12 protein-coding genes and 1 pseudogene are annotated in these 12,607 nt (G+C 66.9%); 9 read left to right on the forward strand and 4 right to left on the reverse strand.

What is annotated here, in order from left to right:
* Positions 1–95 precede the first annotated feature (95 nt).
* Positions 96–2,468, reverse strand: coding sequence for a phosphoketolase (locus ACCD11_RS01470; RefSeq protein WP_413311912.1), 2,373 nt, complete (start codon positions 2,466–2,468; stop codon positions 96–98).
* Between the two features lie 191 nt (positions 2,469–2,659).
* On the opposite strand from ACCD11_RS01470, the gene ACCD11_RS01475 reads away from it, so the two are divergent.
* The 3 genes from ACCD11_RS01475 to ACCD11_RS01485 all read left to right on the forward strand — a co-directional run bounded on the left by ACCD11_RS01475 (position 2,660) and on the right by ACCD11_RS01485 (position 4,743).
* The gene (locus tag ACCD11_RS01475; protein ID WP_413311914.1) at positions 2,660–3,082 is read left to right on the forward strand and encodes a hypothetical protein; all 423 of its coding nucleotides are present in this window, start codon (positions 2,660–2,662) and stop codon (positions 3,080–3,082) included.
* Between the two features lie 63 nt (positions 3,083–3,145).
* Positions 3,146–4,330: a fatty acid desaturase gene (locus ACCD11_RS01480; protein ID WP_413311916.1), complete on the forward strand. Its 1,185-nt coding sequence runs from the start codon at positions 3,146–3,148 to the stop codon at positions 4,328–4,330.
* Between the two features lie 26 nt (positions 4,331–4,356).
* Entirely contained in the window at positions 4,357–4,743 is a 387-nt protein-coding gene (locus ACCD11_RS01485; protein ID WP_413311918.1) for an RT0821/Lpp0805 family surface protein, read from the forward strand.
* 288 nt (positions 4,744–5,031) lie between these two features.
* Here the strand turns inward: ACCD11_RS01485 and ACCD11_RS01490 are convergent, their stop codons facing one another.
* Positions 5,032–5,865, reverse strand: a complete 834-nt coding sequence (locus tag ACCD11_RS01490) for a universal stress protein (RefSeq protein ID WP_413311920.1) — start codon at positions 5,863–5,865, stop codon at positions 5,032–5,034.
* 90 nt (positions 5,866–5,955) lie between these two features.
* Between ACCD11_RS01490 and ACCD11_RS01495 the strand changes: the two are divergent.
* Positions 5,956–6,138 (forward strand): annotated as a pseudogene (locus ACCD11_RS01495) (hypothetical protein); the annotation flags it as partial.
* 42 nt (positions 6,139–6,180) lie between these two features.
* Here the strand turns inward: ACCD11_RS01495 and ACCD11_RS01500 are convergent.
* On the reverse strand, positions 6,181–7,437 hold the full coding sequence (locus ACCD11_RS01500) for an MgtC/SapB family protein (RefSeq protein ID WP_413311922.1): 1,257 nt from the start codon (positions 7,435–7,437) through the stop codon (positions 6,181–6,183).
* Positions 7,438–7,546: 109 nt separating this feature from the next.
* Here ACCD11_RS01500 and ACCD11_RS01505 point away from each other — a divergent pair, with 109 nt between their 5' ends.
* Positions 7,547–8,584 carry a zinc-dependent alcohol dehydrogenase family protein gene (locus tag ACCD11_RS01505; protein WP_413311924.1) on the forward strand — a complete coding sequence of 346 codons (1,038 nt, stop codon included), beginning with the start codon at positions 7,547–7,549 and terminating at the stop codon, positions 8,582–8,584.
* A gap of 60 nt (positions 8,585–8,644) precedes the next feature.
* Here the strand turns inward: ACCD11_RS01505 and ACCD11_RS01510 are convergent, their stop codons facing one another.
* The gene (locus tag ACCD11_RS01510; RefSeq protein ID WP_413311926.1) at positions 8,645–8,812 is read right to left on the reverse strand and encodes a hypothetical protein; all 168 of its coding nucleotides are present in this window, start codon (positions 8,810–8,812) and stop codon (positions 8,645–8,647) included.
* A 5-nt stretch (positions 8,813–8,817) separates the two neighbouring features.
* On the opposite strand from ACCD11_RS01510, the gene ACCD11_RS01515 reads away from it, so the two are divergent.
* The 4 genes from ACCD11_RS01515 to ACCD11_RS01530 all read left to right on the forward strand — a co-directional run bounded on the left by ACCD11_RS01515 (position 8,818) and on the right by ACCD11_RS01530 (position 12,577).
* Entirely contained in the window at positions 8,818–9,048 is a 231-nt protein-coding gene (locus ACCD11_RS01515; protein WP_413311927.1) for a hypothetical protein, read from the forward strand.
* A gap of 7 nt (positions 9,049–9,055) precedes the next feature.
* Entirely contained in the window at positions 9,056–10,279 is a 1,224-nt protein-coding gene (locus ACCD11_RS01520; RefSeq protein WP_413311929.1) for a class I SAM-dependent methyltransferase, read from the forward strand.
* The gene (locus ACCD11_RS01525; RefSeq protein ID WP_413311931.1) at positions 10,263–11,624 is read left to right on the forward strand and encodes an FAD-binding oxidoreductase; all 1,362 of its coding nucleotides are present in this window, start codon (positions 10,263–10,265) and stop codon (positions 11,622–11,624) included. The genes ACCD11_RS01520 and ACCD11_RS01525 overlap by 17 nt, the downstream gene beginning before the upstream one ends.
* Before the next feature lie 110 nt (positions 11,625–11,734).
* A complete protein-coding gene (locus ACCD11_RS01530) occupies positions 11,735–12,577 on the forward strand; it encodes a universal stress protein (RefSeq protein WP_413311933.1) in 843 nt (280 codons plus the stop codon).
* Positions 12,578–12,607: the final 30 nt, after the last annotated feature.

Genomic DNA, 12,607 nt, shown 5'->3' on the forward strand with positions numbered 1-12,607 from the left:
AAGGAAATAAGGCGCGAATGTTGTAAACATCCTGGATCGGCATGAGCGTAGCACGCACGCCTGGCCAGCGGCGCCACTTGCAGCCCTGCCGCCGGCTATCGCGTCCAGCGCCAGTTCTCTACCTCCGGCATGTCCCGGCCGTGGCGGGTGATGTAGGCCCGGTGCTCCAGGAGCCTGTCGCGCAGATGCTGCTGCACATGCCCCGTGCTGTCGAACAGGCGCGGCACGCGTGCGATGGCATCGGCGGCGAGATGAAAGCGGTCCAGCCGGTTGAGCACCGTCATGTCGAATGGCGTGGTGGTGGTGCCTTCCTCGCAATAGCCGTGGACGTGGAAGCCGGGGTGGTTTTGCCGCTTGTAGATCAGCCGGTGAATCAGCGCCGGGTAGCCGTGGAACGCGAAGATCACCGGCCTGTCGGTGGTGAAGATGGTGTCGAAGTCGGCATCGGAAAGGCCGTGCGGGTGCGCGGCAGGCGACTGCAGCGCCATCAGGTCGACCACGTTCACGACCCGCACCTTCAACTCCGGCACCTTTTCGCGCAGCAGGTCGACGGCCGCCATCGTCTCCAGCGTGGGCACGTCGCCGGCGCAGGCCATCACCACGTCGGGTGTGCCGCCCTCGTCGTTGCTCGCCCATTCCCAGATGCCCAGGCCCGTGGCGCAGTGGCGCCCCGCGGCATCGATGTCCAGCCACTGCGGCGCGGGCTGCTTGCCGGCCACGATGACGTTCACGTAGTCGCGGCTGCGCAGGCAATGGTCGGTCACCGAGAGCAGGGTGTTGGCGTCCGGCGGCAGGTACACGCGCACGACCTCGGCCTTCTTGTTGACCACGTGATCGAGAAAGCCCGGATCCTGGTGGCTGAAGCCATTGTGGTCCTGCCGCCAGACGTGGCTCGTGAGCAGGTAGTTCAGCGACGCTATCGGCCGCCGCCAGCCGATGCCGCGCGCGACCTTCAGCCACTTGGCATGCTGGTTGAACATCGAGTCGATGATGTGGATGAAGGCCTCGTAGCACGAGAAGAAGCCGTGCCGCCCGGTCAGCAGGTAGCCTTCGAGCCAGCCTTGGCAAAGGTGTTCGCTCAGCACTTCCATCACGCGGCCATCGGGCGAAAGGTGGTCGTCGCCCGGCCATATCCGGGCGGTCGTTGTACGTTCGGTCACCTCGAACAGGGCGCCGAGCCGGTTCGACGCGGTTTCGTCAGGCCCCATCACCCTGAAGTTGCGATCTTGCGCATTGGCGCGCATGACTTCGCGCAGAAAGTTGCCCACGACGCGCGTGGCCTCTGCATCGACCGCGCCCGGCGCAGCCACCGGCACGGCGTGTGCGCGGAAGGACGGCATCGTCAGATCCTTCAACAGCAGTCCGCCGTTGGCGTGCGGATTGGCACTCATGCGGCGAAGGCCCACGGGTGCGAGAGCCGCGATCTCGGGACGCAGCGCGCCGCGCGCATCGAACAGCTCCTCGGGCCGGTAGCTGCGCAGCCACTGTTCGAGCAGTTCGACGTGGCCGGGCTTGGCTGCAAAGTCGGTGAGCGGAACCTGGTGCGCGCGGAAGGTGCCTTCGACTTGCAGGCCGTCAACCTGGCGCGGTCCGGTCCAGCCCTTGGGAGATCGCAGCACGATCATGGGCCAGCGCGGCCTCGTGTGAAAACCGTCCTTGCGGGCGCTGGCCTGGATGGCGCAAATGCTGTCCAGCGCTGTATCGAGCACGGCCGCCATCTGCCTGTGCATCCCGGCCGGCTCGTCGCCCACGACGAAGTACGGCTCGTGCCCGTAGCCACGCAGCAACTGCGTCAGTTCTTCCTCGCCGATGCGCGCCAGCACAGTGGGGCCGGCGATCTTGTAGCCGTTCAGATGCAGGATCGGCAGTACCGCTCCGTCGCGCTGCGGGTTCAGGAACTTGTTGGAGTGCCAGCTCGCCGCCAGCGCACCGGTCTCGGCCTCGCCGTCGCCGATCACGCAGCAGGCCAGCAGCGAAGGGTTGTCGAACACTGCGCCGTAGGCGTGCAGCAGCGAATAGCCCAGCTCGCCGCCCTCGTGGATGGAGCCCGGCGTCTCGGGCGCGACGTGGCTCGGAATGCCGCCCGGGAAAGAGAACTGAGTGAACAGGCGCTGCAGGCCCTCGGCATCCTGCCCGATGGCGGGATACACCTCGCTGTAGGTCCCTTCGAGGTAAGTGTTGGCGACCACGCCCGGCCCGCCGTGGCCCGGGCCCGCGATGAAGATGGCATCGAGGTCCCGCGCATTGATGGCGCGGTTCATGTGCGCATAGATGAAGTTCAGGCCCGGCGTCGTTCCCCAATGCCCCAGCAGGCGCGGTTTGATGTGCGAGAGCGAGAGCTTCTCGCGCAGCAGGGGGTTGTCCATCAGGTAGATCTGGCCCGCCGAGAGGTAGTTTGCGGCGCGCCACCAGGCATCGAGCAGCGTGAAGTCGTCGTCCGGAATTGCCGGTGCGGGGGAGAAGGCCATGTCGAGCTGCTTTCTGGGTGGACGGACATTCCAGTATGGGCATGCGAGCGTGCGCAGGGTTGATGTCGCTCAAACCGGTAACAACCGATACAGGAGGCGTGGCTTTGTGTTGCCTTGATCCCGCGCAAGCCGGGCAGGGCGGTGCGGCGTCAGCATTCGTGTGAACGCCCCGTCGGGCAAGAGGACACACCATGAATTCCGGCTTCACTTTTCCGCTGGCGCTGTGCAAGGCGCAGTACGGCATCTGGCTGCACTCGCTCGAAATGTTCGAGACGATCGGATCGCGCATCCTGCAGGACGGCATCGCACTGACCCGCGCCGAGACGGATGCCGTCATGCGGGCCGAGGACTGGCCGGCTCTGGCCATGGCGCCGATACAGGCGTTCCGGCGTTCGGACACGGACGGTATTTCGCACACGCCGCCGGTAGCCGTCGAGGCCTCACCGTCCCGACGGGCTGTGGTGAACGACGCCTTGCGCACCCTCCACGGGGCATTGGCCGCGGCAGAGGCATCCATATCCCATTGCCATGGCGGCGAAAGTGCGCATTGCGGGCGCAGCGGCAAGACCCGGCGAGTGATCTCGCAGGTGGACGGTGAGAGGCTGGCGTGTTGACCTGCATCAAAGCCCGGAGCCAGTGCAGTCCGCAGAATCGTCCGCACTATTCACGAGGTACGAATGCAAACCCTGCTTTATTCCGGCGCTCTCGATCTTCCCTGGTGGGGCGCTGTGCTGGCCGCGCTGGCGCTCACGCACGTCACCATCGCTTCGGTCACCATCTTCCTGCACCGCCACCAGGCGCATCGCGCTCTCGAACTGCACCCGGCGGTGAGCCATTTCTTCCGCTTCTGGCTGTGGTTGACCACCGGCATGGTGACGAAGGAGTGGGCCGCGGTGCACCGCAAGCACCACGCCAAGTGCGAAACACCCGAAGACCCGCACAGCCCGCAGGTGTACGGACTCAACCGGGTGCTGTGGGGCGGCGTGTTCCTCTACGTGCGTGAAGCGGGGCGGGCGGAAACGCTCGAGCGCTACGGCCACGGCACGCCCGACGACTGGCTGGAGCGCAATCTCTATTCGAAGCACAAGATCCTCGGCATCGTGCTGATGGGCATCGTGGACATGGTGCTCTTCGGCGTGCTGCCTGGCGGCCTGATACTGCTCACGCAGATCGCGTGGATCCCGTTCTGGGCGGCCGGCGTGGTCAACGGCATCGGCCACTACTGGGGTTACCGAAACTGGCCGGCCCGTGATGCCAGCACGAACATCTCGCCGATCGGCATCCTGATCGGCGGGGAAGAGCTGCACAACAATCACCACGCCTTTCCCGCCTCGGCCAAGCTCTCCAGCAAGTGGTTCGAGTTCGACATCGGCTGGCTTTACATCCGCACACTGCAAGCCCTGGGGCTGGCGACGGTGAAGCACGTGGCACCCACGCCGCGCCTTGTTGCGCCCAAGGCGAATGTCGATCTCGCCACGGTGCAGGCAGTCATCCGCTGCCACTACGACGTGCTGTCGAACTACACGCGCTCGCTGAAGAAGGCCTGCGTCGCGGAACTCGACCGGCTGCGTCGCATGTCGCCGGAAGCCGCACGCGCCCTCAAGGCGGTGAAACCATTGCTGGGCAAGGACCAGGGCCTGCTCGGCCCGTCGCGTTACCAGCAGGTGTTGCAGGCATTGAATGCATCGCAGGCGCTGGCTACGATGTACGCGATGCGCGGGGAACTGACCGCCTTATGGAGCCGTTCCACGGCCACCGGCGAGCAGCTCGCCCGGCAGTTGCAGGACTGGTGCCAGCGCGCCGAGGCGAGCGGCATCGCGCCGCTGGTCGATTTTTCGCGGCGCCTGCGTTCCTACGCCTGAAACGGCCGAGCGCCCAGGAGATGCGAATGAAGCTTGCACCGGTTCTTTCCGCTTCGTGCGTTGCACTGGCGCTGACCGGCTGCGGCAGCTTTCCCGGGCGCACACCAGCCGGCAGCATGCTGACCGGATCTCTCGCGGGTACGGCGCCCGGCAGTGTGGCGGCCAGGGCGATGGACAACAACGACCGCCGCCGCGCGGCGAGTGCATTGGAAACGCTGGCGAACGGCGAGTCCTCTGTCTGGCGCAATCGCGAGACGGGCGACAGCTTCGTTTTCACGCCCACGCGCAGCTTCGACCAGCGCGGCGCCCGGTGCCGCAACTTCAAGCTGGAAGTGTCGGTCGGCGGGCGGTCCGACAGCATCGGCGGCAGCGCATGCCGGCAGGCCGATGGGGCCTGGCGCATCCCGGGCTGAGGCACGGTGACAGAGGCCGAGCCTGGTCCGGCGATTCGATGTCTGCAACGGCGACGCCGACGGCCTCTGCGCAGTCGTGCAATAGCGGTTGCACGAGCCCGGGCCGGCTGAGCTCGTGACGGGGCTCAAGCGCGACATCGCGCTGCCCGGCCGCGTCGAGGAGGCGCTGCAGCGCGCCGCCCAATGCGGCTCGGAAGGCGGCACGCGCGCACAAGGAGGAGACCAGCGCTTGAAGCCCTTGTCCGTCTCTGGAAAGCCGCCGGATGAAGTTTTGGCGGGCGCCGCCGCTCAGTGCGCCATCCAGACCGGGACCGTGGCCGACTCCAGCATCGTGCGGGTGGCGCCTCCGAGCACGAGTTCGCGCGCACGGCTGTGGCCATAGCCGCCCATGACGATCAGCCCGGCGCCGATCTTCCCCGCCAGCGACAGCAGCGCTTGACCGGCGTGCCTGCTGTCTTCCAGGGCCCGGTGCTCCTGCACCTGCCCAATGCCGTGCAGGCGCAGGTAATCCCGCAGCCGGGACATCGGCGGCACGGGGTCTTCGCTGTCTGCGCAGGCCTCCAGGTGGACCTCCTTCGCCGCCTGCAGCATGGGCAGGGCAGTGGTAAGTGCGTGGGCGGACTCGCGTGTCGAACGCCAGGCGACCAACACCTTCTCCGGCTTCGGGGACACCCTGCCGGCAAAAGGAACGATCAATGCAGGCTTGCCGCTGCCGAGCATGACTGCCTCGACGAAGTCGCCGGGCACATCGAAACCGGCCACGTCCCGCGGGTTGCGCTGCCCCAGCACCATGAGGTCGCAGGTGAGCGCGCGCTGGATGAAGCTCTCGACGACGGGTTCGCCGCGCAGTTCGCGCCAGTCGCTGCGGTTGGCGTGGTCTTGCAGAAGGCGCTCGAACACGGCTGCAGCATGGGCGCGGTGATCGGGATCGACCTCTCCGGCCATCGGCATTGACGGAATTCCACCCATCAGCGGTAGCACCGCCAGCACGGACGGGGACACCGCGAAGAGCGCGGTCAATGCCGAATCGTGCATGGCCGCGAGCCGGTGCGCGAGCCGCAGCCGCACCTCGGCACGTTCGGTGCCATCCAGGTGGACGAGGATTGAGCGCAGCGTGTTCATTTCAAGAACGGATGTGGTGAATGAGGAGAACTCTAGAAGTCCGCCGGGCCCGGCGTCTTGCGCTGGATCAAGGTGCAGCGAGGGCATCCCGGCATACGCAACTCGCACCTGCTGTCGATTGCGCCTGCCGGAACCATCAGCCTTGCCTTTTCGGACAACGCGAGCAACGGCACCGAGCCGGCCTACGCCTGGACTTTCACGCGACGCAAGCCACTGCCGGAGGGCGAGGTGGAGGAGTACGTGGTCGAGGACCCTGCGCTCAGGCTGTACCGCGGCCCGCAGGCGGCGCCCGGGCTCGCGTTCGTATGAAGCGGCTCACCCCTTGAGCCAGACCGCGACGGCGCATGCGCAGGCCAGGCTTGCCACCAGTGCCGCCGCCACGCGCAGCGCATAAGCCCTGCCGCCGGCAGCCAGGGCCACCATGCAGCGTGTGAGCGTGTTGGTTCCGACCGCCACGAGCACGCCGCGGACGAACTGATCCACAGACAAGGTGCCGGCCGCGTGCAGCGAGGCGAGCGAGGCCACGGGCGCGTGCGCGTCGACCAGCGCCGCGAGCGCGATGCCGACCTGCAGGCCGGTGTCGCCGAAGTGCCGCTGCGCCGTGCCCACCAGCAGCGCAACCAGCGCCAGTGCGAGCGCGACGGTGAACGCTTCGCGCGGGCGCAGCGCGGTGCGCGTGCTGGCGGGCGCCTCGATCGCCGCTGATGGCCGGGAAGACAGAAGCGGCAGCAGGCCCACGGCCGCCGCGCCTGCCGCGCCGGCAAGTGCCACCGGCAACAGCGCGAGCCCGGCCGGCGGCGACAAGGCGGCGGTCATCGCCAGCGCAAGCACCCAGGTGGCCACCGCAGACAAGGCCGCAGCGCCGGCCAGCAGGCCGGTGTGCAGTGGCTGTTCGCGCGCACGGTTGCCGAACGAGGCCACGGTGGCCGTGCTCGACACGAACCCTGATGCAAAGCCCGCGCCCAGCAGGCCGCCGCGCACGCCGAGCCATCGCACCGCCGCCTGTCCCGCGGCCTGTATCGCCATGATCAGAAGCACCATGGAGGCCAGCGGCCGGGGATTGATGCCGCCGAGCATCTCGATGGGCCTGGAAGAAATGAGCGGCAGCGCGATGAGGGCGAGCGCTGCCAGCAGGATGCCGTCGTGCAGTTCCTGCTCGCTGAGCAACTCGGTTGCAAAGCGATGCAGCCTGCGGCGCGCCGCCAGCAGCAGTGCCAGGCCGGTGCCGCAGGCCGCGCCAAGCGATGGCTCGATGATGCACAGCACGCCGACCAGGTAAGTAGCGAACAGGGCGATCTCGGTGGTCATGCCCGGATCTTGCGAGCGGCTCTTCCAGTGCGACACAGCCGCCAGCGTGGCGACGAGCGCTCCCCCGATGGGAACGAGCGCCGGGACGGGAAGAATCTGCGCGACAGCACCCGCCAGCGCCACGACGGCGAAGGTGCGCAGCCCCGCGGCCGCGCGCCGGTCGCCGTCGCCCTTTCGGCGTTCGCGTTCGATGCCGACCATCATGCCGATGCCCAGCGCCACGGCCAGTCCGACGATCGCAGCCGATGGGCTGAAGGTGTTCATGCATTCAGTGTCCTCCGGCGTGGCGGCGCGTCAAGGCATCTGCACGGCGACGCAGGCATTCCTTGCGCTATCTCAAGGGCGCGCGAACGGGGAGGCATAACGTGGTGGCATGAAAGCACTCGTATACAGGGGCCCCGGCCTCAAATCGCTCGAAGACCATCCCAAGCCGGAGATCCAGGCGCCGGGCGACGCCATCGTCAAGATACTCAAGACGACCATCTGCGGCACCGACCTGCACATCCTCAAGGGCGATGTGCCGACCTGCACGCCGGGCCGCATCCTCGGGCACGAGGGTGTGGCCGTGATCGAGAGCGTCGGCGCCGGCGTCACGGCCTTCAGGGCTGGCGACCATGTGCTGATCTCGTGCATCTCTTCGTGCGGCAAGTGCGAGAACTGCCGCCGCGGCATGTATTCGCATTGCGCCACCGGTGGCTGGATTCTCGGCAACACCATCGACGGCACGCAGGCCGAGTACGTGCGCATTCCGCATGCGGACACCAGCCTGTATCCCGTTCCGCCCGGCGCGGACGAAGAGGCGCTGGTGATGCTCAGCGACATCCTGCCGACCGGTTTCGAGTGCGGCGTGCTCAACGGCAAGGTCGCGCCCGGCAGCACGGTGGCCATCGTGGGCGCCGGGCCGATCGGCCTGGCCACGCTGCTCACGGCCCAGTTCTATTCGCCGTCGCAGATCATCCTGATCGATCTGGACGACGGCCGGCTGGAGGTTGCGCGCCGCTTCGGCGCGACGCACACGATCAACAGCACCGACGGCAAGGCGGCCGAGGCGGTGCTCGCGCTGACCGGCGGGCGCGGCGTCGACGTGTCGATCGAGGCGGTCGGCATACCGGCCACCTTCGTGCTGTGCCAGGACATCGTGGCGCCCGGCGGCACCATCGCGAACATCGGCGTTCACGGGCACCCGGCCGAGCTTCACCTGGAGCGGCTGTGGTCGCAGAACATCGCGATCACCACGCGGCTGGTCGACACCGTGTCCACGCCGATGCTGCTGAAGACGGTGCAGTCCCACAAGGTGGACCCGGCCCGGCTGATCACGCACCGCTTCACGCTGGACCAGGTGCTGGATGCCTACGACACCTTCGGGCGCGCCGCCGAGACGCATGCGCTCAAAGTGATCATCGAAGCGTAGGCCCTTGCGCCTGCCGGACTTTTCTTCCGCCTCTTCCATTTCCTCTTTCCAACGGGGTCTTCAATGTCGCTTTTTCATGCCGTCGCCTGGGTCGATCACCACGCAGCGCAAGTCCTTCGGTTCGGCGCTTCGCAGGTTCTTGCGCAGCAGGTCAGGGAGCATTTCCACTGCACGCGGCAGCATGGCAGCAACGTGCGCAGCGAGCACGAGTTCTTCGACGGGAGACATTTCTCATGCCCAACGACGCCTTTTCCATAACCCCGACGATCCCGACTGAATTCGGAGCCGGCTACCTTCAATCCGTGATGAATTGGCAGATGGCCGTCGGCAAGAGCATGTTGCTGGCACAGCGCGAGCAATGGGAAATGCTGGCGGCCTGGCAGCGCTCGATGAGTGCAGTGCAGCGCGAACTCATGGACCAGTGGATCTGCCGCTTCGGCGGCGGCGTACCGCTGGACGGCTAGGCGCGCGATGCTGTCCCTTCCACTGCGCAACATGCTCGACGGCATCGGCCAGCGCGCCGCGACGCGCTTCGCCGTTGTGATGCCCGATGGCAGTCGCCATGGCGTGGGCGAGGGCCCACCGGTCTTCACCATCACCTTCCATACCGAGGCCGCGCTGTTGGCCACGGCGACGCGCGGCCACATCGGTTTGATGGACGCCTACTTCGACCAGGAAGTGGACGTCGAGGGCGATTTCGGCGCCGCCCTGGCGACCGGCATGGCCGCCGGCTTCGACCAGCAGGCCGGTGCGCTCAACGGCATCGAGAACAGCCTGCACGAGCTGCGCCACTCCAACCGGGACCCGGCCCATGCCAAGGCCAACGCACGCGCGCACTATGGCCTCGGCACGGGCTTCTACCGGCCGTGGCTCGACGATCCACTGATGATGTACACCTGCGGCTACTGGCCCGAGGGCACCCGCAGCCTGGAGGAAGCGCAACGCCGCAAGATCGACCACGTGTGCCGCAAGATCATGCTGAAGCCCGAAGACCGCTTCATCGACATCGGCTGCGGCTTCGGCGGTTTCATGTTCCGCGCGCGGGAAAAGATCGGCACCACCGGCGTCGGCCTCAACACCACCACCGAGCAGGTCGAATGGCTGCGCGACGAGATCGAGCGGCGCGGACTGGAAGCCTCGCTGCAGGTGCGTGAAGCCGACTTCCGCGACGTCGACGAGCAGTACGACAAGGTCGTATCCATCGGCACGCTGGAGCACGCGGGCCGCGACCAGCTGCCCGAGGTGATCCGGGCGCACGCGCAGTTCCTCAAGCCCGGCGGGCTCGGTATCCTGCACTTCATCGGCCACGTCGGGCGCTTCGAGACGGAGCTCTTCATACGCAAGCACGTATTTCCCGGCGGCTGGATTCCCAGTCTGGCCGACGTGATCGTGGAAATGGAGCGCAGCGGCCTGGAGGTACTCGACATCGAGAACCTGCGCCGGCATTACGCACCCACGCTCGATGCCTGGGCCGAGCGCTTCGAGAAGCATTGGCCAGCCATACAGATCCTCGACCCGCAGCGCTTCGACGAACGCTTCCGGCGCATCTGGCGCACCTACCTGATCGGCTGCGCCGAGATGTTCCGCTCGCAGGCGGGCTACACGCACCTGTTCCAGATCGTCTTCAGCAAGGGCAATGTGACACCGCAGAGCTACCCGATGGGCAGGGAGCACCTGTATGAACCGCAGCACTGAGGCGCCGGCTCACGCGGAACGCAGGAGCCACCTCATGGCGGCCATGCGCGAAGACGGCGTGGGGCCGGCGCCGCCGATCGCGCTGGCCAAGCGAACGTCGAACCTGTTTCGCGACCGCCAGGCCGGTCCGAGGCGCCTCATCGACCTCGGCGATTTCAACCATGTCATCGGCATCGATACCGCATGCAGCACGGTCGAGGTCGAAGGCATGGCCACCTACGAGGCCCTGGTAGCTGCAACGCTGCGGCACGGCATGATGCCGGCGGTGGTGCCCCAGCTCAAGACCATCACCGTGGGCGGGGCGGTAGCGGGCGTGGGCATCGAGGCGACATCGATGCGCCAGGGGCTGGTCCACCACTCGGTGCTGGAACTCGACGTGCTGCTGCCGGACGGCCGCATCGTCCACTGCACCCCCGACAACGCGCATCGCGACCTGTTCTTCGGCTTTCCGAATTCCTACGGTTCGCTCGGCTACGCACTGCGGCTGGTGCTGCGCACGCTGCCCGTGCAGCCCTATGTGCGCGTGGAGCACATCGCATACGAGCATCCCGAGGAATTCTTCGCGGCGCTGGCCGAGGCCTGCGAGGGCGATGCCGACTTTGTCGACGGCGTCGTGTTCGGCCCCCGGTCGATGGTGCTGAACATCGCTCGCTTCGAGAACACCGCCCCCTGGCTGAGCAACTACGAGTTCGAGCGCATCTACTACCGCTCGCTGCTGGAGATGCCGGTCGACTACCTCAGCGTGCACGACTACCTGTGGCGCTGGGATACGGACTGGTTCTGGTGTTCGCGCAACTTCGGCGCGCAGAACCCGCTGGTGCGTCGCCTGTTCGGCCGTGAGCACCTCAACTCCCGTACCTACACGCGGCTCATGCGCCTGAATGCCCGCTGGGGTGTGACAAGGCGCCTGGCAGCATGTCACGGGCTGCACACCGAATCCGTGATCCAGGACGTCGACGTCCCGATCCGCTCGGCGCCGGCCTTCCTCGACTTCCTGCAGCGCGAGATCGGCATCCTGCCGATCTGGATCTGCCCGTTGCATGTGCCGGACCCTGGCGCCTGCTTTGCGCTGTACCCGCTCGATGCGGGCACACTGCACGTCAATTTCGGCTTCTGGGACGTGGTCGAGCGCCGCGAAGCGCATGAAGCGGGGCACTTCAACCGCCTGGTCGAACAGGAAGTGCTGCGCCTGGGGGGCATCAAGTCGCTCTACTCGGACAGCTTCTTCACCCGCGAGGAATTCGACAGCGCCTACGGCATGGGCACCTACACCATGCTCAAGCGCCGCTACGACCCCGAAGGCCGCGCACCGCATCTGTACGACAAGTGCGTGCTGAAGCACTGACCCGGCGTTGGTTTGATCGCCGTCAACCCCCGCGCGCTCCCGGGGCACGAACATCTGTCTGACGTCCATTTCCTGCGCCAGGACGCGGCGCACCATCTTGCGGGGCATCCATGAACTTCAAAACCATCCTCGTTCACCTGGACCATTCGGTCCGCAGTTCCGTGTGCGCCGCGATGGCGGCCCAGTGGTCCCGGGCGCACGAGAGCCACCTGGTCGGGCTGGTGCCCACGGGCCTGTACGACGGCGTGATTCCCGCCGACGCCATCGCCACCGGCATGACCGACTACATCGTCGAGTCGGCCGACTATCTGCATCGGCGAGCCGAGGCTATCGCGCGCGAGTTCAGGGAAGGCATCGCCGGATCGGGGCCCTTGTCGTACGAGGTGCGGCTGGTCGATGGCGCTACGGTGAACGCCGTTGTGCGGTACGGGCGCGCGAGCGATCTCGTGGTGCTCGGACAGGAAGACGACTCGAACAGGAAGGACACCACGGTGCGCGGGCTTGCCGAGCAGGTGCTGATGGAAGTGGGCCGACCGGTGCTGGTCGTGCCTTCGGCCGGTGCGTTCGGGGGGATCCCGAAGAACATCGTTGCGGCCTGGGACGGCTCGCGTGAAGCCGCCATGGCCCTTCAGGCGGCATTGCCGGCGATGAGGCGCGGGACACGCGTCACGCTCCTGTCGCTGCGCCACCCGCGCGACGAAGACAACACGCAGCAGCTGCTGGTATCGGACATGATCCAGTTCCTGCTGAGGCACGGCGTGCAGGCGCGTGCCGAGTCCGAGGTGACCGAAATCGACGTCGCAGACGCGTTGCTGTCGCGGGTTTCGGACCTGAGCGCCGACCTGCTGGTGATGGGCGGCTACAGCCATTCGCGCCTGCGCGAGCGCATTCTGGGCGGCGTGACGCGGCAGATACTCGAGCAGATGACGGTGCCGGTCTTGATGGCGCACTGAGGCGTCAGGGTGCCTTGGAGCTTTCTCGCC

This window comes from Variovorax sp. Varisp36, from assembly GCF_047304235.1.
Lineage (GTDB): Bacteria > Pseudomonadota > Gammaproteobacteria > Burkholderiales > Burkholderiaceae_C > Variovorax.

Excerpts from the sequence above, each read along its gene's own strand:
- ACCD11_RS01530 (WP_413311933.1), top strand. The coding sequence starts at position 11,735 with ATGAACTTCAAAACCATCCTCGTTCACCTGGACCATTCGGTCCGCAGT.
- ACCD11_RS01485 (WP_413311918.1), top strand. The coding sequence starts at position 4,357 with ATGAAGCTTGCACCGGTTCTTTCCGCTTCGTGCGTTGCACTGGCGCTG.
- ACCD11_RS01520 (WP_413311929.1), top strand. The coding sequence starts at position 9,056 with ATGCTGTCCCTTCCACTGCGCAACATGCTCGACGGCATCGGCCAGCGC.
- ACCD11_RS01505 (WP_413311924.1), top strand. The coding sequence starts at position 7,547 with ATGAAAGCACTCGTATACAGGGGCCCCGGCCTCAAATCGCTCGAAGAC.
- ACCD11_RS01475 (WP_413311914.1), top strand. The coding sequence starts at position 2,660 with ATGAATTCCGGCTTCACTTTTCCGCTGGCGCTGTGCAAGGCGCAGTAC.
- ACCD11_RS01510 (WP_413311926.1), bottom strand. The coding sequence starts at position 8,812 with ATGTCTCCCGTCGAAGAACTCGTGCTCGCTGCGCACGTTGCTGCCATG.
- ACCD11_RS01470 (WP_413311912.1), bottom strand. The coding sequence starts at position 2,468 with ATGGCCTTCTCCCCCGCACCGGCAATTCCGGACGACGACTTCACGCTG.
- ACCD11_RS01480 (WP_413311916.1), top strand. The coding sequence starts at position 3,146 with ATGCAAACCCTGCTTTATTCCGGCGCTCTCGATCTTCCCTGGTGGGGC.
- ACCD11_RS01500 (WP_413311922.1), bottom strand. The coding sequence starts at position 7,437 with ATGAACACCTTCAGCCCATCGGCTGCGATCGTCGGACTGGCCGTGGCG.
- ACCD11_RS01525 (WP_413311931.1), top strand. The coding sequence starts at position 10,263 with ATGAACCGCAGCACTGAGGCGCCGGCTCACGCGGAACGCAGGAGCCAC.
- ACCD11_RS01490 (WP_413311920.1), bottom strand. The coding sequence starts at position 5,865 with ATGAACACGCTGCGCTCAATCCTCGTCCACCTGGATGGCACCGAACGT.
- ACCD11_RS01515 (WP_413311927.1), top strand. The coding sequence starts at position 8,818 with ATGCCCAACGACGCCTTTTCCATAACCCCGACGATCCCGACTGAATTC.